Raw genomic sequence first — 20002 nt, 5'->3', positions numbered from 1 at the left:
GAGTGCCACGACCTCGGCTCGTAGTTCAACCAGGAGACCCTCAGGTGAGGGGTCAATGTAGGCCCTGGGTTGCGACTGGTAGCGGTGCGACCAGTCGTCCTGGGACGAGTCGTGGCTGCTGCAGTGTGCAGCAGGCTTGTGGCTGATGACCCGTCATCCTGTTGGGAGCGGATCGATGGTCCAGTTCGGCGAGGCGTTGTTCCCGTCGTACTCGGCCCACCCGTCGTGGTCCCACGGGGCTCCGGCAGGAGGGTCGGTGTCGTCCCAGCGCCACTGTCGCCAGTCGAGCGGTAGTCCGGAGCCGTACCGTCGTGCTGCGGCACCGAGGTGCCGGCCAGCGGGCGTGCGGTAGGACCACCAGTAGGAGGTTGCGTCCACGCCTCCCCAGGTGAAGGAGCGGCGGCTGAGCATCCTCTGTTCGATCAGCTCGTGGGCCTTCTCAGGCCAGCTCTCTGGTCGAGCGAAGGGCAGTATCGCCTGGGAGAGGATGTGGCTGTCGAGGTCAGCGGCGAGGAAGTAGAGCTGGTCGAGGTGCCGGTCGTCGTTCAACCTGCCATTGCCGTCTGTTCCGGACTGTCGTTGTGCTTCGATCTCTCGCTGCTTGCGGTACTTCTTAGCGACCTTTGCGGCACGTTCTTCCAGGTACTCCACCAGGGCGCCCATCAGCACGAGGCTCTTCGTTGAGGTAACCTTCGTGCCAAAGGACAAGTCCCGGCCATGCGCGGCGCCGTGCCGGGAGAGCTTGCCGTAGAAGCCGGTCAAAGCGACCTTCTCCTTGAATGGTTCTCGCACGATCGGCAAGTTCGTAGCGATGCCGGCCAGCGTTGAGTCGTCGAGGTAGGGATCGTTCGTGGAGTTGGAGAAGAACGTGGCGCCTGTGATGTCCCGCGTGAGCCCGTCGATCTGTGCGAGCGTGAGGAGCGTCGCTGCCGCGTAGTTGCCGGCCTTGTGGCACTTCACGGCCTGGTCGATGAGATTGCCGCGCTGGAACTGGAGCCGCTGGAACTGGTGGTCGACGTCCTTGCCGTACCGACGAAGGGGCACCGCGACGTTGCGGAGGAACACCTCGCTCTCAGTGTGCCACTGCTCGGTGACCAGGGCGTCAACCTCTGCGGGGTCGGCGCCGCGGCGAGCGAGCTTCACAATCTGCTCCGTGCCGAGCTGATGCCAAAGACCGTACGACGCCCACCCCAGCGGCGCGAGCACCTCGACCGAGCGGCCGAGCAGAGCCTCCCGAGACAGCGCAAAGTACGTCATCTCTCGATTGTCCCAAATCACACGACTCGGGCGATAACGACGCACTGACGTGCACTACCCAGGGAATCCGCGAGTTCCCGAGACGATCGGCGGAGACCGGAAACTGACCGGATCCTCCAAGGGGTCGCAGGTTCGAATGCGCAGACCCCCATAGGTGCGGGCCAGCGGGTCAACGCCGTCGAACGGAGCCTTGCGGGAACGGAATCGAAACTCTGGCATCTGCAACTCTTGCCCAGCGCACGGTTGAGAGCTCGCCAGTTCCGTTCGTGATGAGGGCTCTGGCGCGGGATTCGAGGGAGCCTTGGATGCGACTACTACTAGCGGATTTGACGTGAAGCAAGTGTCCCGCCAAGCCCAGTTGTTTTGCCTCTACCAGTAGCCCCGATTTCCAGCGGTCTACACTGATCGTCCTCGTCACTGAGCAGCTGGTCAAAAACTCTGACGTAAGTTTGGGCAGGCTGACCTTACTCTCGCCGTTGACCAGAGAAGTTATGTTGGTGTGTGGTCGCTAAGTCAGTCCGCCCTTGCCTCGCCCTTGGTGTCGCGCCCGGTGTCGCACTGATTTGAGCGCGAACCTACCGACGGCCCAATGGTGACTTGCCCTACACTGGCTCGTGGACACGGGGTGCGCCGACCGGCGCTGAGATAACACCCGTGGAACCTGATCTAGTTCGAACTAGCGAAGGGATGTCCGCGTGACTTCTTCTTGCCATACCCAGAATTCCTCTGTTCCCTGCGTGCTCTCGATCGCTGGGACCGATCCGACCGGAGGCGCCGGCACTGCCGCAGACCTCAAGTCGATCACCGCGGCCGGCGGCTACGGCATGGCCGTCGTGACCACCTTGGTCGCCCAGAACACCCACGGCGTGCGAGACGTCCACGTCCCGCCCACGGAGTTTCTCGCCACCCAGCTGACCGCCGTCAGTGACGACGTCACCCTGGACGCGGTGAAGACCGGCATGCTCGGTACCGCTGACATCATCGCCACGGTCGCCGCCTGGCTCGACCAGAATCCGCCGAGCATCCTCGTGGTGGACCCGGTCATGATCGCCACCAGCGGGGACCGCCTCCTGCAGCCCGAGGCCGAGCAGGCGATGGTCGCCTTCTGCCGCCGCGCCACCGTGGTCACTCCCAATATCGACGAGCTCGCCGTCCTCACCGGCCAGCCCCGCGCGACCACTGAGGACGAGGCGCTCGACCAGGCTGGCCGCTGGTCCGCCGAGACGGGCGTGGCCGTCGTCGTGAAGACCGGGCACCTGGACGGCAAGCGAGTCACCAACACCTGGGTCGGCCCGGACGGCACCCGCATCGCCGTACCCTCCACCCGCGTGGACACCACCAGCACCCACGGCACCGGCTGCTCCCTGTCATCCGCCCTGGCCACACGCCTCGGCCGCGGAGACACCCCGGAAGCCGCACTGACCTGGGCCACTGGCTGGCTACACGAGGCCATCCTCCACGGAGCAGCCCTGCAGGTCGGCTCCGGCCACGGCCCCGTGGATCACGCGCACCGCTCCCGCCGGCTGCAGGCTGCCGGCGCTGCCAATCCTTGGTTGGCCCACGACGCCGTCCCGCCCGTTCTCGAGGCCCCTCAGGACTTGGATGCCCCGCGGGATCCCGACGCCCAGCGCGGCCGGACTCTCACGACGGAGACGCCAGCCGACGTCGTTCAGACCGTGCCTTCTGTTGCCCCCGCTGTTACACCGGTCGGTCCCTGGACTGCAGCCCTCTGGGAAGCTGGCGCGGAGACGACGGCAGCCATCGGGGCGTCGGACTTCGTGCAAGCCCTGGTGGACGGCAGCCTGTCCGAGGCTGATTTCACCTTCTACCTGGCCCAGGACGCGCTCTATCTGAACCGTTATGCCCGGGCCCTGGCTGCCCTCGCCGCGCGTTCTGCCAGCACCGAGTCGCAGCAGTTCTGGTCCCAGGCCTCCACCGGGGCCATCACCGAGGAGGCCGACCTGCACCGGACGTGGATGGCCACCCGGCCCGAGTCCGCCCGCACCACCGCCAGCCCCGTGACCAGCGCCTACACGGACTTCCTCCTCGCCACCACCCTCGGCGAGGACCGGGCCGTGGGGGTCGCCGCGGTGCTGCCGTGCTTCTGGCTCTACGCCCAGGTGGGCGGCGGGATCCCGGACGTCCCAGCTGATCACCCCTATGCCGCCTGGCTGGACACCTACCGGGACCCCGCCTTCGTCACCGCCGTGCAAGGGGCCCTGGAGCAGGTGGAGCTGGAGCTCGCCGGTGCCAGCCCGTCCGTGCGGGCTGCCGCGGCCCGGGCGTACCTGATCGCCTGCCGGCACGAGCTCGAGTTCTTCGAGCAGGCGACGCGGCTCGAACCCGAAGCGGCGGCACCGCCGCAGCGATCTGCCGAGGCGGCCCCGGCGCGCCAGTCGGCGGGGGAGTCATCCGGTGACTCGGCCGACCGCGCCACCGCAGATCTCGCCGTGGCTGCCCGATGACCACCGCCCCCAAGCTCACGCGAGGACTCGCCCCGCAACAGGGCCCGCAACAGGACCCGCCGCAACCCCCGCACCAAACGCCAGCGCAGGCCGGCGTCGCGGCCATGCCACCGGAGGGCAAAGCTGCCTTGCGCGCCGGCGTGGTGGGCAACTGGATCGACAACATCCACGTCTTCCTGCCGGTCACCGCACTGGCCCCGGCCATGCTCGTGCTCGCCGGCCCGGCCGCCACTGCGTCCACAGGGGCACTGATCATCGTGGCGATGCTCTTCGGCCGGCCGGTCGGCGGAATTGTGTTCGGGCGAATCTCCGACCGGCTCGGGCGCACCCGCACCACCCGCATCGCGATCGCCGGCACGGCCGCCTGTGCACTGGCCATCGCGGCCATGCCCACCCACGAGCTGCTCGGCGCGTGGACTGTGGCGCTGATCCTGGCGCTGCGGTTCCTCGGCGGGATCTTCGTGGCGGGGGAGTACTCCGCGGCCATCCCGCTGGCCATGGAATGGTCCACCGGCCGCAAGCGCGGCCTCATGAGCGGGCTGATTCTCTCGATGGCACCCTGGGCGCAGGCCACCATCGCGTTCTCCGTAGCCGGGCTGCTCGCGCTGATCGGCCCGGAGCAGTATGCCCTGTGGGGTTGGCGGCTGCTGTTCGTCATTGGCGCCGCCCTCTCCCTCGGCATGCTCGTCTACTATCGCCGTCAGGTGGCCGACGCTCCCGTGTTCCACCGAAGCGCCCGACAGCCGGTCGAGCGCGCGGGCGAACGGCCGGCGTCGGGCCTGGGATCCTTGCTGACCGGCCGATGGGCCCGCGCCTTTTGGCAGGTCTTCCTGCTGATGACCGGGCTCTGGCTGCTGACCTACAGCACGGTGCTGTTGCTGACCGAACGCCTGACCACGGACTCCGCCCTGGATCCGGCGGCCGTCCCGGTGGTCATCGGTCTGGCCTCGGTGGCCCAGGCCGTGGTGATGGCCGTGGCCGGTCACCTCTCCACGTTCACCGGCCGGCGCCGGCTGTTCATGCTCTGGGGGCTGGTGGCCGCCCTGGCCGGTCCGGTGGTGTGGTGGCTCGCCCTCACCGCCCCCACCCTGGTGCTGGCGGCCGTGTTCGCCGCGGTGCTGCAGGTCATCACGGTCTCCGCCTACGGGCCGGTGGCCGCCTACCTCTCCGAACGTTTCCCCACGGAGATCCGCTCCACCGGCTACGGCATGGGTTACAGCCTGTCCCTGGTGGTGCCGGCGCTCTACCCGTTCTACCTGCCGCTGATCGAACCGGCGCTGGGCCGCCACGGCTCCGTCATGGTGCTCGTGGGCCTCGGGGGAGCGCTGCTCACCCTGGGCGCTGCGCTCGGGCCGAGGCTGGCGCCCCGGGACCTGGACGGTGACCTCGACGTCACCCCGCGGTGACCAGGTGGTCCACGATGCCCACCACCACGTCCCAGACCTGCCTCGGTGCCAGGGGGACGAAGCGCAGGCGCGTGGCATCGGCGACGTCGGTCCAGTCACCGTCGACCGGCGTCGGCTGGGCGTAGCCGGCCCCCTCGGCGTGGAGCAACGTGATGTTGGGCCCGTCCCCGACGCCGACCTCCTCGATGGTGATCATCACCCATTCGCTGTCAGCCCATCGGGCGGCCAGCGAGGCGGAGGGATCCGCGCCGGTGCGGGGGCCGGTGGCGAGGCGGTCCTCCAGCTCATCGGCGGTGAGTTCGTGGGAGGTGGAGGTGACCGGCCACGTCGGGCCGAGTCCCATCCACCGGGCGATGACGCCGGGGACCTCTTCCGCGGCGGTGGCGTCCAGCACCAGGACGTCCCGGAGCCGGTGGTGGTCCTCCGCGTCCAGCGTCACGAGGTGTTGGATCGGGGCGCCGACGGCCGCCAGGGCAGACCCTCCGTGGCCCAGCCACAGGTGCAGGTGGCTCTCCCGCTGACGATGGCTGGCACTGACCCGGAGATACGCGTACTGATCGGTGACCGGCTCCAGCAGGCGCGTCGCCTCCGCGGAGAGGGTCCGATCCTCCAGAAGGCCCTGTGACCGCAGCATCGCCACCTCCTCCGGCCACTGCTCCTCGGCGAGACTGCCGAGGCATCCCGTCGACGCGGCGCCCTGGAGGAGGTCCAGGGCGGACTCGGAGACCGCCGCCCCCCGTACAGCGAGCGGCTGATCGCGGCGCAGGGCGTCGACGGCCTCCAGCCGGTGGCCGACAGTCTCCGAGAACTGTTCGTCGATGCGGGGCTCACCATAGGTCCCGGGCGGTGGTTCGGGGGCCGAGGGGGGCGCATCCGCGTAGGTGCCGTTCATGATCATCGTTTCGATGTCCGGCATCACCTCCAGGAACCTGGAGACCGGGACCGTGCCCGTCAGTTCCACCACGGTGGCCCCGGTGAGGACCAGCCACCGCTCCACCACGGCGGACCGTCCCGGCCCGTCGACGAGGTAGCGCTGCGCCCGGACCTCGAAGCCCTGGATCTCCATGGCGTCATTGGACACCAGATGGCTGCCGGGCCAACTGACGAGCATCGTCGTCATGCCCTGCGCGGACACGGCCGCCAGAGAGGCCCCTCCCGTGGGCCCGCGCCGGATGACGAGCGTCGGCCGGAGACCGTCGTCCGATTCCGCCGGCGCATAGATCGTTGCCAGCGGGTCCGCCGAGGGAGTGGCCGCCACCGTCCACCCGGGAGGCACCAGGACGTCGGAACCGGGGATACCGCTGGACGTCCACCCGGACGGCAACTGCTCGTCGTGATTCACGTGGTCGGTGCTCCTTCGAGGACGATCGCCGGTCTGGGCTGCGTTGGACCGGTCTGGGCTGGACTGGATCAGGGGGTGCCTATCCGAACCAATCGTTCCACTTGTCCTTGATCCCATCGACCGCGGCGTTGGCCCCGTCGGAGGCCCAGTCCTTCACCGACTTGCCGCCGAACCAATCCTGGTCAGACGCCCAGCTCAGGCCGAGCCCCACGCCGAACCCGACGACGGCCCCCACCGGCCCGCCCACGGCGGCACCGATGGCGGCGCCCGTTCCACCCGCGGCGAAGTCGATGCCCGTGTCCGTCACCGTGGTGACGACGGTGTTCTCGAGGACCTCGTTCTCACGCTCCGCCGGGGACAGGTCCGCGTATCGGGGATCGTTGCCGATCTCCTGGTAGTGCTCGTTGTAGGCGCCCTCGAAGGTGAACGCGACACCGACGATGTCACCGACCGGTCCGGCCACGCGGGCCGCGCGGTTGAGGCCGCCCCGCCACCCGTCGGTGGTCGCGGTGACGTCACTCGGACGCCACCGGTTGTTCGAGGTGTCCGTGTGAGTGGTGGTCGTGGTGGTGGTGACGGTGCCGTTGCGGCCGAAGATCCCGCCGTCCCGCACGCGGGTCCGCGTGGTCTCCACCCGGTGGGCCCGGCCGTCGGCGTCCACGCGGGCGCGGTAGCTGTCACCGAGCCGGCCCGGGATCTTCCCCATCCAGCCCATGGGGGCCGGCAACAGGAAGTTCGACCTGGTCTCGATGCGGGTGGTCGAGTGCGCCGAGGTCGATGTGGTGCTGGTGGGCGTGTCCACGTCCACACCGAAGAACGGGAAGTGCGGCCGGGTCCCGATGCTGATGCTCGTGTTCGTCAGCCGGTTGACCACCGTGGGGTTTCGGATCGTCTCGACGTGGTGGAAATCGGTGTACGAGATGTCCGAGAAGGACAGCTTGCCCAGCCCGTCCTTCAACGCGGTGGTGATGATGCCGGGCACCGGACCGTCCGTGAAGCTGGCGACGTCGAGCTCGAGTTCCAGGCCGTTGAGGGTCTCGGCACAGGTGTCCATGGCCTCTTGGAGCCGTCGGGTCACGGAGTCGATCTGCGCCTGGATGGCTGCCCGGGATCCCGGGCCGCTCGTGGGGATCTCGTCGCCGGCGCCGGCAGCGGTGTTGTACTCCCGCGCGGCCGTCTTGGCCAGGCGCCGGTCCCGCTGCAGGTCATCCACGGTGTCGCCGTAGGTCACCAGGGCGTCCCGGATCCGGCTGCCCGCGGTGCCGATGGCGGTGCCGCCGACCACGAGATCGTCGTAGGCGGCCTTGGCGGTCTCGGCCTGTGACTCCGGCTGGCGGAAGGACTGGTCCAGTGCGGTCCACGTCGACTGGGAGTCGATGATCAGTTGGCCATAGGCCTGGGTGGCCTTCTGGATGTCCTTGCCGTCGGCGCGCACCTCCGCGCCGATCGGCCAGGTCGCGTACAGGCCGGAGGTGTCCAGACTCATCAGTTCTCCTCCGCCGTGACCTGTTTGGCGTCCGTGATGTCCAGCTCGACCGTCTCGTCCGTCGAGCGCATCGCGTCCTCGATCATGCCGTTGTCGCCCTGTTCGTAGTGTGAGGCGGCGTTCGTCAGTCCCGTGGTCATCTTCGCGAGCCGTTGTTCGACACCCTCGAACTGCGGGGCCAGCAGCAGGTTCCAGACGTTGAGCAGCGCCCCGGCGACCTCGGCACTTTGGACGGAGGCGGCGGCCTCATCCACGGCCGTGCTGCAGTCGGAGCGATGGGTCTCCAATGGCTCCAGGGCCGATGCGGTGGACGTCGCGACGCCGCGCAGCCCATCCGGGTCCAGATCGTAGGTGGTCATGGTCCGGCAAGCCTCACTCTCTCGTTGTCTGGACAGGACATCTCCTCGGTATTGTTGCCGAAGACATCGGGCCGCGCGATGGGGACCTCTCCCCATGCGGTCGGGTCCAGGCGGTCACGCGGAGGAAGGGAGCACATGAACGTCTATCTGGGGTTTCTGAGACGGAGGTTCCTCTGGGCGCTCGCGGGGCTGGTGGTCTTCCTCAGCTATTCGTGGCTCTGGGGAGGCTGGTTCGTCCGGACCATGCTGGGCGTGACCGGGCTCGGCAGCGTGGATGCCTCGAGAGGCCCGGAGACCGCCGGCCACTGGTTGGGGCTGATGCTCGGGACCCTGGTGGTCATGGCGCCGGCCATCCTCGGATTCCTGGCCTACATGGTGGCCTGGATCGGATGGCCCGGGCGCCCCGTCCCGCCGCGCAGGAACCGCTGGGCCGGGGTGGGCATGGGGCTGGCCGTGGCCGTGACGGCCTTCATGCTCGTGGGCCTGGCGGGCTACTACTGGCCGGTGGGCCGCTGGCGCGGTGGCCTGCACCGGTACGCCGCCGCCGTCGACGCCGAGGTGCTGGGCAGCACCTGGGTCGGGGATATGTACTTCGGGCTGCTCCTGGCCCTCATCGGCCTCTACCTGGTCATCTTCGCCGCGGCGATCCTCCTGCCGTCCAACCTGGGCCTGGTCGGCTGGACGGACGGGCAGAAGCCGGGGCGCGCCGGCGGCTCCCAGCCCGGCGGCGCCGGTCATCCCGGTCATCCTGACGCGTCCGGCACGGAGGCCGAGGATTCCGCGTCCTCAGCTACCCTGACCGGCCCGGAGGCCTACTACGCCGCAAAGCCCAGTCTCTGGGACACCTCGCGCCGAGGAGTGTCCGAGGCCGCAACGGACCGCGCGGTCGGGGCGGGGCCCACGGCGAATCCCGCCCCACCGGAGACCACGGAGATCACGGGGATCTGGTGGCCGTACGCGGCTGGCGCGGCCGTCGTCATCGCGAGCCTGGTGACGGCCGTGTGGCCGCACCTGTCCCCGGGATCGTGACCCGGGACGCCGCGCAGACGCCGCTGGGACCGGACCTGGGACACGATCCGGACCTGGCCGCCGTCGCGCACGTGATCTCCGCGGTGCGAGAGCGCGCGCCACTGGTGCACTGCATCACCGCCACCGTGTCCATGGGGATCGTGGCGGACGGGCTGCTGGCCGCCGGCGCCCGCCCCATGATGACCGAGACGGAGGCCGAGGCGCCCGTGGTGACCACCGTGGCCGACGCGCTCGCGGTCAACCTCGGCACCCTCAGCACGGACGCGATGGACGGCATCCCCGCCACCGTGGCCGCCGCCGTGCGGGACGGCCGCCCCTGGGTGCTCGATCCCACCGCCATCGGCCTCGCCCCCGTCCGCACGCCCCTGGCTCGCCGGCTGCTGGACTCGCGACCCGTGGTGGTACGCGGCAACGCCTCGGAGGTACTCGCCCTGGTGGGTTCCGGTACGGGCGGGCGCGGTGCCGATTCTCTCTCGGCGCCGGCGGGCGCCGACGAGGCAGCCCGGGAGGTGGTGCGGAGGACCGGGGGAGCCGTCGCGGTCTCCGGGGCAACAGACCTGGTGCTCGACGCCGGCCGCAGCACCCTGGTGGCGCGCGGGACCTCCCAGCTCACCCGGGTCACCGGCACGGGGTGCCTGCTCGGGGCGCTGACCGCGGCGTGCTCGGTGGTGGCCGAGGACGGCTTCGAGGCCGCGCTGGCCGCCACGGTGTGGATGAACGTGGCCGGGGAACTCGCCGCGGAGCGGGCCGCCGGGCCGGGCTCTTTCCGGATGCACCTGCTCGACGCGCTGGACGGGGTGGGCGCCGAGGGAGGCCGATGATCAGCGGGCCGCGGTGCGTGAGGTACTGACGGGTTTCTGAGGGCGGGTGATCCGGCCGTTTCGGTGGGCGGAGACCAGCAGGAGCACGGTGGCGATGGAGCAGACCGCCACGGAGATGAGGCTGGCTTCGGGTCCGAAGCTGCCGCCGGTGAGCCAGACGGGGCCGGGAGTCACTGCCTCCACGAGAGCTTCGCGCGCGTCGCCTCCGGAGCCGATAGTGCCGAAGATCGCGACGGTGGTGATGTTCCACCCGAGGTGGAGGCCGATGGGCAGCCACAACGAACCCGTGGCCACATAGGCGGCGCCGAGCATGAGACCTGCCTCGACGGCGAGCGTGAGGGCTCCCCAGAGGGTGGCTCCGGGGTTGACGAGATGGACGAGGCCGAACAGGAGCGCGGACGCCGCGAGGGTCATCCACGTACCCCAGCGATGCTGGACGAGTCGGAAGATCACTCCGCGGAAGAGGACCTCCTCGGCGACGGCCACGGCGAACATCATCCCGACGACGGTGAGTGCTCCAGCGAGTGTTCCCCAGCCGACGATCTCGTACCCGCCGAAGGCGGCGATGAGGCCGATGGAGACGACCGCCAGAGTGAGTCCGCCGAGCGTGCCGAGGAGCAGCCGTCTCGCAGCGGTGGGCCGGGCGAGCTCGATGACGGGACGCTGCTCGATGCGGCGGACGGCGGCGGAGTAGAGCCACAGCACGAGGACACCGAGGGCGGGGCCGATCAGCAGTGCGGCGGCCGGGCTGCCGAGTGCGGACGCGGCGGAATTGGTGATGATCATCAGGGCAGCGAAAGCGAGCACCATGGTGCTGGCTCGCACGGACGGGCGGGTCCAGAACGGGGTCTTCTGGACCGACGGCGTCGGCGGCTGGCTCAGGGGCGCGGGTGGGGATGCAGGTCTGGGTGTGGGTTGCATGGGGGCTCCTCGTCTCCGGCGTTGTTGCCGTGCGGAGTGCACGCTACGGAGCACGGGCCCGCGGATCGTCACCCCGGAGGGCGCACGTCCGGTAGCTCTGCGGAGTGACTCAACCCTGGGCCGGTCCTGCAAGAGGTGGTGTGTGGTCTCTGCCCTACACTGACTCCTGGACACGGGGTGCGCCGTCCGGCGCTGAGATCACACCCGTGGCACCTGATCTAGTTCGGACTAGCGAAGGGATGTCCGCGTGACTTCTTCTAGCCCCATGAGGGCACCCCAGGATCCTCTCGACCTGCGCTGCTACCTGGTCACCTCCGGCACTGGCCGGCGCACCGTGGAGGTGGCCGCGGCAGCGGCGGCCGCCGGAGCCGGTGTGGTGCAGGTGCGGGCCAAGGAGGCCTCCGCGGCCGAACTGCTGGAGTTGACCAGTGCCGTGGCCGAGGCGGTGCACGCCGTCCGCCCGGCCACCCGGGTGCTGGTGGACGACCGGCCGGACGTGGCGTGGGCCGCCCGGTTGCGGGGAGCCGCAGTGCACGGCGTGCACCTGGGACAGGACGACCTGCCCGTGGCCGACGCCCGCGCCCTCCTGGGGCCGGAGGCCATCATCGGGCTGACCACCGGGACCCTCGAGCTGGTCCACGCCGCAGAGGCCCAGCGCGAGATGCTCGACTACATCGGCGCCGGGCCTTTCCGCCTGACGCCGACCAAGGACTCCGGCCGCCCACCACTCGGGGTGGACGGCTACCGGGAGCTCGTGGCCGCCACCACCCTGCCGATCGTCGCGATCGGGGACGTGACCCCGGCCGATGCTGCCGCGTTGGCTGGGACGGGCGTGGCCGGCGTCGTGATGGTGCGGGCGTTGATGGAGGCGGAGGATCCGGGCGCGGTGGTGCGGGAGGTGCTGGCGGGCTTTGGCGCCTCTCCCTTCCCGCTTCCCGCAATTCCCGGTGATCGTGAGATCTCCCGCCGATGATCACGGGGAAAACTCATGATCGCGGGGAATCCCCGCGACAGGAGCCCGCAGCGGCCAACCGGACTCAGCTCGACAGGGCAACTGAGATGTTTGGCTGGACACTTCAGAGGGTTGGGCAGCCGTCTACCGGCCGGATGAAGCCGGGGACGTGACCCCCGCCGATGCCGCCGCCCTTGCTGGAACGGGCGTGGCCGGCGTCGTGATGGTCCGTGCGTTGATGGAGGCGGCGAACCCGGGTGCGGTGGTGCGGGAGGTGCTGGCGGGGTTCGCGGACTGACCGGATCAACACAGTGACCGTGCGGCGAACTCCGGATCTAGTCGGAACCCCGGCTGGCCACGGCGAACTCACTGGGCCGGCCCTGCCGGTCCGTGGACCCGGCGCGGCCGGGGCCGTCTGGCCTGAGGCGGAGAACACGGGGCTGGAGATGTTCGGGCCGGAGGAACACCGCGAGGAATTCCTCCAGGCGATCCTGAAGGCTGGTGAGGAATTCGGCATGGTGCAGGGCGGATCCATCGCCTACGGCTCTACCTTGGCGGAAAGCGGCTGGATCCCGCTGCCGGTCCCAGCGATCTACACCGGAGACTCCATGCGCCCCTACCGCGAATGGCTGCCCGACCCCGGCTTCGAGAGCCGCGGGGTCGTGCTGGCCGGCAGCTACCGGCCGGACGCCGTGCAGGACTACTACCGTACTCCGTGGGACCTCGGCTACGGGCACATGGTGAAGTTCGACCATGACTTCGTCGGCCGCGAGGCGCTGGAACGTGTGAAGGACGAACCCCACGGCCGCAAAGCCTGGCTGGTCTGGGACCCGGATGACGCCCAGCGGATCACGGCCGGTTCCGAGTTGGGCCGGCCCGATCAGTACCGGCCGCTGGACCCGTACAAGATGTCCGCGCTGCACCATGACGAGATCACCTTCGGGGACCAGATGGTGGGCACCACCCACGTGCACGCCTTCACCGTCAACGTCGGGTGGGTGTCCCTGGGTGTGGTCAGCGAGTCGGAGGTCTCCGCAGGGGATGTGGTTGAGATCCGCTGGGGTGACCATGACGGCGGGGCGTCCAATCCCTATCTTCCCGAGCACGTGATGACGACGATCCGGGCAACCGTCCGCTGGACCTCTCCGGGGCCGCGCTCCTGACGCCGGGGAAGTCCGGGTCTCGATCCGCGAATGCCCAACGCGCGCCGGGACCCGGGCGGCCGGCGTCGTGATGATGCGGGTGAGCCGAACTATGGGACCGTATAAGGCAGCAGGGAACGAGGATCATGAGAGCAACTGGAATCGGAGGCGAGCCACAACTATGACGACGATCGCAGACCACGACGCCTACATCGCCGCAGCAGCCGAGCCCTTCCAGCCCGAGCTGCAACGATTGCGCTCGATTCTTGCCCGCACCTTGCCGGAGGCGGAGGAGATGGTCGCGTACAACATGCCGGGGTTTAGCATCGGCGGCACCGTGGTGGCGAGCTATGCGGCGTTCAGCAAGCAGTGCGGGCTGTATCTCCTACCGGGCGCCATCTCCGCCCATGCCGAGGACATCGCGGCGGCTGGACTGAAGGCGACCAAGACCGGCATCACCTTCTCGCCGCGCAAGCCGATCCCGGACGAGCTCGTCGAACGGCTGGCGCGGGCTTCGCGCCAGGAGGCCGAGGCCTGAGGGCTCAGCCTGTACTTGTCCGGTGGTGCGTCAAGTGCGGGCCGGGTCTGACTCAGGGGGCGGCGTCCGCGGGCAGTAGCTCGAACGGCACCGGAGTCGTGGCGACCCCGTTGACCTGGAGCGCGACCGCATGGTCGCCGGGGTAGTAGCGGCGAGTGGTGATGGATCGAAAGGAATGGGCCCGGTCGATGACCATTTCCTCGCCGGACTCGAGGTCCCGGGTGGAGAGCTTGAAGACCTTGGCGCTGAGGGTGCCGTTGGCCTTGCGGTGGTGCATCACATAGTCGATCGCGAGACGGGCAGGCTCCGGTCCGCTGTTGCGCAGTACTGCGGTGAAGCGAACCTCCCCTCCCCAGGGCACCCGGAACTCGGTGACGTGCGGACCGTCCACGTCTACCGAGGCGGGCGTGAACCCGAGCAGGGCCAGCGCCCCGGGGTGACCTTTCTTGACGAGAGTGCGCAGGCCGTGGCGGGCGAGCGCGGGCGTCGTCGGCTCAGGGTCGTCCAGCCACCGCTGCGCCGTGTGGACCGCGAGATCCGGGGCGTCCCGGCTGAGATCATTGAGGTGATTGGCCACCGAACGCCGCACGTACTCGCTGCCGTCCCGGTAGAGAGCATCGAGGATGTGCACGGTGATGCCCGGATGGGTGGTGATCTCCGGGACGCGCACCGCCCAGGGGAGGTAGGGGCGGGTGCCCTCGCTGGCCAGGCGTCTCACGTGCTCGTCCGCGGAGTCCGTCCACCCCGCGATGATCTCCAAGCCCCGGGAGAGGTCGTGACGCAGGAGCGTGCGGAGGGCGAACTCGGAGGTGAGCCGGCCCGTGAGCTCGGCCAGGAGCGCCATGGCATCCGTGTATGCGGCATCGGTGTCTTCCTGGACCGCGCGGGTGGCGACCGCCCCGGTGACCGGCCAGATGAGCCAACCGGAGAAATCAGCACTCTGGTCCCGTGCCTGACGCATGACGCGGGCGAAAGCCTGGTAACTGCCCGGTATGTCCGCGAGGAGCGCGTCCCGCAGGAGGTCGGAGCGCTCGCGGAGGGCGAGTCCGTCAAGGGACTCAGCGGCACGGGGCAGTTCGTGAAGCTCGGTCCGGGGCATGACGTCCCGGACGGACCGGGTGAGGGTGGCGGCTGCGGTGGGCCCCAGAAGTTCGTCGGCGGACGGCATGCGTTCATTATCGCCGGGTCGAGAACGTCCGGCGTCACCGTCCGGCCCGCCACATCACTGTGGACTGCGGGCTCAGCGGGGGGCCGGTGCACAGACAGCAATGGAATGTTGAGGAGGGAATGCTCGACGGCGTTGGCGTCCGTGCTCGCAGTGCCGCGGGCCGCCGAGGTGCTGACAGGCGGACCCCGCCTGACCGTGGACGGGGATGCCGGCCGTATCATCCTCGGGGAGCAACACGTGGAGGCCGTTGCCTTGTCCACTTGCAGGTGAGGGCTGGTTAGGACTGGTCTTTGAGGCGGTCCACCTGCCGCGTCAGGTGGCGGTTGCGGGCCTCGAGTTCCAGGACAAGGCGGACGCCGGCTAGATTCAGGCCCTCGGTCAGCAGTTCCCCGATGCGTCGGAGCACGTCGACGTCCCGGTCACTGTAGAGGCGGGTGCCACCCGAGGTCCGGTCAGGCTCGAGTAACCCACGGCTCTCGTACTGGCGCAGGTTGTGCTGCTCCATCCCCACCATCCTGGCAGTGACCGAGATGCTGTAGACGCCCTGATCGTCCCTTCTGTCCGCCATTCGAAACCTCTCTGCCCGGTGGAGGATCCACTCTTGCACACCTTCTCGCGGTGAGATATAAAAATATCTACCAGCCAGTCTAGATCTATCAACCTGGTGGGTGTAGAAAAGAACATCGATCATCTGTTGGGAGTGAGCAATCATGCTGATGCGTACCGATCCATTCCGCGAACTTGACCGACTCGCCGAGCAGGTGCTGGGAACCCGTTCCCGGCCGGCCGCCATGCCCTTGGAGGCGTGGCGGGAGAACGATCAGTTCGTCATCGCGTTCGACCTGCCCGGAGTGGAGGCGGACTCCATCGACCTGGGGATCGAGGGCAATGCCCTGACCGTTCGGGCCGAGCGATCGCCGCAGGCCCCCGAGGGTACTGAGATGCTCGCCTCGGAGCAGCCGCGCGGCGTCTTCAGCCGCCAGGTCATCCTGGGGGAGCAGCTCGACACCACGGCCATCAAGGCCGGATACGAGGCCGGTGTCCTGACGGTGCGGATCCCCGTGGCGGAACACGCCAAGCCGCGGCGGATCCAAGTCGAGGCGACCGGAGAGCAGAGGCAACTGGTGGAGTCCGGATCTTAGGGTCCGCCCACCTTGCGGGGTCCCGGGACGCCGTTCTGGGGCCCCGTGCTCTGACAGCCGCGCCGGCCCCGGCGGCGTGGTCGACCAGGACTGTCTCAAGGCCGTCGAGTCGAGGAGATCGGCATGAGTTCATGGCGCCCGTACAACCACTCGCTGTTGCCTGCGTTCCACGAGCGGTTCGAGGAGCGCTGGGGTAAGGGCACCGCGCCCTTTCTTGATCCCGAGGCATTGGAGCCGCCGATGCCGCGTGCGCAGTGGATCAACGTGGATACCGGCGCCGCTGTGGCGGTGGTGCCGATGTGGGCCGACGAGTCCGAACACCGGTCCTTCGGCGTGTTCTACCTGCCGCCGCACGGCGACATCTGGATCCTGCACCCCGGACCGACGCAGTACACCGAGCCGCCGAACGGGGTGGACCGGGAACTGGTTGCGCTGCGAAACCAGGCGTTCACCAAGGCCGTGCGGCATGCCGAGGAGTTCATCTTCGGACTGACCGCCTGAGGTGACACTTCCCCGGCAACGGACTGCCGAGTCACGCCTTCGCTGGAAGGGTCCACCCTGCAGAGTGGTTCGAGCTGGAGGCCGCCCGCCGAGCCTTCACACCCTTCAGCGCCACGGCCGCGGCCACCATCGCCACCGCGACGCCCATCCAGATCAGCATCACCGTGATCCCGTGGTCCACGCCGATCGTGCCACCGGCGATCAGGGAACGGAATGACTCCACGGCGTAGGTCATCGGCAGCCAGGGGTGGATCGCCTGGAAGAACGCGGGTGCGGTCTGGACGGGGTAGGTGCCGCCTGCGGCGGAGAGCTGCAGCACGATCAGCATCAGGGCGAAGAAGCGCCCGGGCGGTCCCAGCAACGCGACCAGTCCCTGATTGATGGCCATGAACGTCACCGAGGTCAGCACGGCGAAGCCCGCCAGCCCCCAGGCGTTCGCCGGTGTCATGTCCAGTCCGAACACCAGCACCGAGACCATCACCAGGGACTGCACCACGCCCATCAGCGAGGGCAACGCCGCCGAGCGCACCATCACGCGCCACAGGGGCTTGCCCTCGGCGATCATGCTCTCGCGAACCGCCGGGCGCATCAGGAAGTATCCCAGGGCGCCGACCCACAGGGCCAGGGCCATGAAGTACGGTGCCAGTCCGTAGCCGTAGGAGGGGACCTCGTTAGTGCGTTCCATGTCCGCGCTGACCGGCAAGGCGGCCACGGAGCCGATGCTCGAGGCGTCCTGGTCCGTATAGCTCGGCACCTCCGCCGTGCCGTCCCGCAGAGAGGTGAACAGCTCGCCAGATCCGCTCGAGAGCTCACCCAGTCCGGAGGCGAGCTCGCGCGACCCGTCATCGGCGGTGGCCAGTCCGGAGGACAGATCCGAGCTGCCAGCGGCCAGCTCCTGCGCGCCGGACGACAGCGCCGGCATCTGCCCGGCCAGTTGACCGGCGCCGTCGCTCAGTTGGGCGGTGCCATCAGCCAGGGTCTGCGCACCAGTGGCCGCCGTGGAGATCCCGTCCGTCAGTGTGACGGAGCTGTCCGCCAGGGTCTGGGCCCCCGTGGCCACCTGGTCGGCGCCGTCCGAGAGGATGTGGATGTTGTCCGCCACCTCGGAGACCTTCGCGGTGGCTGTGGACGCTGCGGAGCCGAGCTGGTCCACGTGGTCCTGCAGGCCGGACAGCCCCGAGCCGGAGGAGGGGTCCCCCACGATCCCGCCGAGCCCCTCGTTCACGGTGGACGCACCGGCCACGGCCTGCTCGGCGCCCGTGGAGACCCGTCCCGCGCCGTCAGCCAGCTCGGCGAGGGCGGTCTGGCGCTCCTCGTCGGTCATCGAATCGTAGGCGGCCTGCAGATTCGAGATCCGTTCCTGCAAGGAGGAGGCATCGCCCTGCACCTGCTGCACGCCGGTCAGGGCCGCCCCAGCGCTGTCCCGCAGTTGCTGCGCGCCGGCCACGGCCTCATCCACTCCCGAGGCGAACTGCCCGGATCCGCCCGAGAGGGTTCTCGCGGTGTCCTCGAGGGCCGTGACCCCCTGGTCCAATTGCCCGACGCCGGCTGCCACCTTCCCAGCCCCGTCCGCCAAGGTCTGGGTTTGGCTGGGCAGGGAGTCGGTCTGGGACCTCATCTGGTCCAGCCCCGCGCTGAGCTGCTGCGCGCCGTTGTCCACCGAAGAGGCGCCCTCGGCGAGTTCCTGGCTGCCGGCGCTGGCGGCGGCCGCTCCCTCGGCCAGCTGTTGGGCGCCGCTGTCCAGGGTGACGGAGCCGTCCGCCAGCTGGTCGATCCCGACCACCAGGTCACCGGCGCCGCTCTCGGCAGCCTCGGCTCCCTCGGCCACCTGCCCGGCGCCGTCGGCGGCCTCCTGCATGCCGTCATGCACCTCGGTGAAGCCGAGCAGCACGTTCTTCACGTACTCCTGGCCGATGCCCTCGGCCACTGTGCTGGACGCGGTCTCGCCGATGGTCTTGGCGATCGTGCCCATGATGATGTTCGCGCCGTCATTGGTCTGCATGCGCAGGGTGGACTGCTCCGCGTCTGTGGCCTCGCCCGTGGACAACCCGGCCGCGTGCGCGGAGAACTGTTCGGGGATGGTCAGCACTGCCATGACGTGCCCGGACTCCAGAGCGGTCATGGCCTCGGTCTCACCCATGGGCCGCCAGTCCAGGTTGTCCGAGTCCGGGTCTGGGTGCACCAGCTCCTCGGCCAAGTCCTGGCCCAGGTGGATCGCCTCGCCCTGGGAATCGGCTGGCTCGTCCAGGTTCACGACGGCGGCCGGCACCGCATCGAGATGGCCCGTCGGATCCATGTTGGAACTGGTGAGCAGCCCCGAGTACAGGGAGGGGATGATGGCCAGGGCCAACAGGATCACCCCGAACCAGGCCAGGCCGCCGTACTTCTTGAGTGTGGACGGCCCGGCCTGGGGCGGCTCGGGCTCGTGGTTGGCTCGGTGCTCAGGGGTGGCAGCAGTGACGGAAAGGGCCGTCGGGCGGGTCGAATCGGCATCAGGACACTCAGGCACGCCGTATCGCTGACCGTGCTGATCGGCGGTTGCCCACGGTGTGGTGCTGTTCCGCAGCCGGAAGGTGGGTTTGCGGTTCCGGTGCTGCGCCATCAGGCGTTCCTTTCCGGGGAGGCGCCGGCCGGCGTCGTGCTGGGGTGTGTGGCGATGGTGGTGGGGACCGGCGATGCCGAGCGGACCGCGGCGATCTCCTGCTCCGTGGCGCCCGAGCTGGACAGGAGCAGGGCTGAGAGGCGTTCGACCATGTCTGCGACCTCGCTGAGCGGGTCGGCGGAGGAGGCGAGCCACTGCTGCACCAGCCAGACGGTGCCCGCGGCGAGGAACTCTGCGCGCTGGGTGGCGGTGTCTGGACCTTTGCGACGGTGGATGATCGGGCCGAGGGAAGAGTAGGCCAGGAGCCGGTGGGAGATGTAGCGGATGAAATCGCTGGTCACGTCGGTCGGGTTCAGGGCGATGGCCGAGAGGTAGAAGCGGCGGTGCTCGGCCAGATCGGTCAGCAGGGTCTGGAAGGTGTCCCGGGCGAAGATGGTCCAGGTGTCCCCGAGCTCCACCGGGGGCACGCGTTCGAACGTCGCCTCCATCCGTTGCAACGCGGCCGCCCGGACCAAGGCGGGGACGTCCTTGAAGTACTTGTAAAACGTGGGGCGGCTGACGCCGGCGCGGCGGGAGATGTCCGCGACGTTGAGTGCGGTGGGGTCGGTGTCCTCGTCCAGCATCGCCGTGACGGCGCCCAAAAGGGGTGCCAGCGACCGCCCTGGCGGGACGTCGGGTTGACCCTGGTGCTCACGATGCTCCGTTGACGACTGCTCGTCCATCCGTGCCTCCTGTTTCTGTGGCCGACGAAAGACAACTTTACACCTGTAAAATTGACGTCGCGTGCAGAACTCAAGCCGCACAACTTTCCGGGCAGTCCGCACCAGTGGGGATTGCCCCGACAATGCCAGATCAGGCGCAGAACGACGCC

At 69.2% G+C, this 20002-nt stretch carries 19 protein-coding genes and 2 riboswitches; of the genes, 10 read left to right on the top strand and 9 right to left on the bottom strand.

The window, feature by feature from the left end; all coding sequences use genetic code 11:
• Positions 1-153: 153 nt before the first annotated feature.
• Positions 154-1257 (bottom strand): hypothetical protein, encoded by a 1104-nt coding sequence (locus ABD134_RS08015; RefSeq protein WP_344228465.1) that lies wholly within the window; start codon positions 1255-1257, stop codon positions 154-156.
• A 611-nt stretch (positions 1258-1868) separates the two neighbouring features.
• A riboswitch (TPP riboswitch) is annotated at positions 1869-1962 on the top strand.
• Between ABD134_RS08015 and ABD134_RS08010 the strand changes: the two genes are divergently transcribed.
• The gene (locus tag ABD134_RS08010; RefSeq protein ID WP_344228463.1) at positions 1953-3722 is read left to right on the top strand and encodes a bifunctional hydroxymethylpyrimidine kinase/phosphomethylpyrimidine kinase; all 1770 of its coding nucleotides are present in this window, start codon (positions 1953-1955) and stop codon (positions 3720-3722) included. It overlaps the preceding riboswitch by 10 nt.
• Entirely contained in the window at positions 3719-5128 is a 1410-nt protein-coding gene (locus ABD134_RS08005; RefSeq protein ID WP_344228461.1) for an MFS transporter, read from the top strand. The genes ABD134_RS08010 and ABD134_RS08005 overlap by 4 nt, the downstream gene beginning before the upstream one ends.
• Here the strand turns inward: ABD134_RS08005 and ABD134_RS08000 are convergent.
• The 3 genes from ABD134_RS08000 to ABD134_RS07990 form a co-directional block, all read right to left on the bottom strand.
• Positions 5115-6470 (bottom strand): hypothetical protein, encoded by a 1356-nt coding sequence (locus tag ABD134_RS08000; protein ID WP_344228459.1) that lies wholly within the window; start codon positions 6468-6470, stop codon positions 5115-5117. The two genes, ABD134_RS08005 and ABD134_RS08000, sit on opposite strands and share 14 nt — an antisense overlap.
• A gap of 79 nt (positions 6471-6549) precedes the next feature.
• The gene (locus ABD134_RS07995) at positions 6550-7956 is read right to left on the bottom strand and encodes a hypothetical protein (protein ID WP_344228457.1); all 1407 of its coding nucleotides are present in this window, start codon (positions 7954-7956) and stop codon (positions 6550-6552) included.
• Positions 7956-8315, bottom strand: a complete 360-nt coding sequence (locus ABD134_RS07990) for a DUF6507 family protein (protein ID WP_344228455.1) — start codon at positions 8313-8315, stop codon at positions 7956-7958. Before ABD134_RS07990 ends, ABD134_RS07995 begins: the two co-directional genes overlap by 1 nt.
• Positions 8316-8450: 135 nt before the next feature.
• On the opposite strand from ABD134_RS07990, the gene ABD134_RS07985 reads away from it, so the two are divergent.
• Both ABD134_RS07985 and thiM read left to right on the top strand, forming a co-directional pair.
• Entirely contained in the window at positions 8451-9344 is an 894-nt protein-coding gene (locus tag ABD134_RS07985) for a hypothetical protein (protein ID WP_344228453.1), read from the top strand.
• Positions 9317-10165 carry a hydroxyethylthiazole kinase gene (gene thiM / locus ABD134_RS07980; protein ID WP_344228451.1) on the top strand — a complete coding sequence of 283 codons (849 nt, stop codon included), beginning with the start codon at positions 9317-9319 and terminating at the stop codon, positions 10163-10165. The genes ABD134_RS07985 and thiM overlap by 28 nt, the downstream gene beginning before the upstream one ends.
• On the opposite strand, the gene ABD134_RS07975 is transcribed toward thiM, so the two are convergent.
• A complete protein-coding gene (locus ABD134_RS07975; RefSeq protein WP_344228449.1) occupies positions 10166-11086 on the bottom strand; it encodes a CPBP family intramembrane glutamic endopeptidase in 921 nt (306 codons plus the stop codon).
• A 163-nt stretch (positions 11087-11249) separates the two neighbouring features.
• A riboswitch (TPP riboswitch) is annotated at positions 11250-11343 on the top strand.
• Between ABD134_RS07975 and ABD134_RS07970 the strand changes: the two genes are divergently transcribed.
• From ABD134_RS07970 to ABD134_RS07955, 4 genes are all read left to right on the top strand, one after another.
• Positions 11334-12059, top strand: coding sequence for a thiamine phosphate synthase (locus ABD134_RS07970; protein WP_344228447.1), 726 nt, complete (start codon positions 11334-11336; stop codon positions 12057-12059). (Overlaps the previous riboswitch by 10 nt.)
• A 148-nt stretch (positions 12060-12207) precedes the next feature.
• On the top strand, positions 12208-12336 hold the full coding sequence (locus ABD134_RS07965) for a hypothetical protein (RefSeq protein ID WP_344228445.1): 129 nt from the start codon (positions 12208-12210) through the stop codon (positions 12334-12336).
• A gap of 19 nt (positions 12337-12355) precedes the next feature.
• The gene (locus ABD134_RS07960; RefSeq protein WP_344228443.1) at positions 12356-13201 is read left to right on the top strand and encodes a hypothetical protein; all 846 of its coding nucleotides are present in this window, start codon (positions 12356-12358) and stop codon (positions 13199-13201) included.
• 160 nt (positions 13202-13361) lie between these two features.
• Entirely contained in the window at positions 13362-13718 is a 357-nt protein-coding gene (locus ABD134_RS07955) for an iron chaperone (protein WP_344228441.1), read from the top strand.
• Between the two features lie 52 nt (positions 13719-13770).
• On the opposite strand, the gene ABD134_RS07950 is transcribed toward ABD134_RS07955, so the two are convergent.
• Positions 13771-14886 carry a DNA alkylation repair protein gene (locus tag ABD134_RS07950; protein WP_344228439.1) on the bottom strand — a complete coding sequence of 372 codons (1116 nt, stop codon included), beginning with the start codon at positions 14884-14886 and terminating at the stop codon, positions 13771-13773.
• Positions 14887-15163: 277 nt separating this feature from the next.
• Complete coding sequence (locus ABD134_RS07945) at positions 15164-15454, bottom strand: MerR family transcriptional regulator (protein ID WP_344228437.1); 291 nt, start codon at positions 15452-15454, stop codon at positions 15164-15166.
• Between the two features lie 142 nt (positions 15455-15596).
• Here ABD134_RS07945 and ABD134_RS07940 point away from each other — a divergent pair, with 142 nt between their 5' ends.
• Positions 15597-16028, top strand: a complete 432-nt coding sequence (locus ABD134_RS07940) for an Hsp20/alpha crystallin family protein (RefSeq protein WP_344228435.1) — start codon at positions 15597-15599, stop codon at positions 16026-16028.
• A gap of 123 nt (positions 16029-16151) precedes the next feature.
• On the top strand, positions 16152-16529 hold the full coding sequence (locus ABD134_RS07935; protein WP_344228432.1) for a hypothetical protein: 378 nt from the start codon (positions 16152-16154) through the stop codon (positions 16527-16529).
• Between the two features lie 31 nt (positions 16530-16560).
• On the opposite strand, the gene ABD134_RS07930 is transcribed toward ABD134_RS07935, so the two are convergent.
• Together ABD134_RS07930 and ABD134_RS07925 are read right to left on the bottom strand one after the other, a co-directional pair.
• Positions 16561-19131 (bottom strand): YhgE/Pip family protein, encoded by a 2571-nt coding sequence (locus tag ABD134_RS07930; RefSeq protein WP_344228430.1) that lies wholly within the window; start codon positions 19129-19131, stop codon positions 16561-16563.
• Positions 19131-19853, bottom strand: a complete 723-nt coding sequence (locus tag ABD134_RS07925; RefSeq protein ID WP_344228428.1) for a TetR/AcrR family transcriptional regulator — start codon at positions 19851-19853, stop codon at positions 19131-19133. Before ABD134_RS07925 ends, ABD134_RS07930 begins: the two co-directional genes overlap by 1 nt.
• Positions 19854-20002: the final 149 nt, after the last annotated feature.

The sequence above is a fragment of the Citricoccus alkalitolerans genome, assembly GCF_039528175.1.
In the GTDB taxonomy this organism is placed as follows: domain Bacteria; phylum Actinomycetota; class Actinomycetes; order Actinomycetales; family Micrococcaceae; genus Citricoccus; species Citricoccus alkalitolerans.
This window is presented reverse-complemented; position numbering and strand designations above follow the sequence as displayed.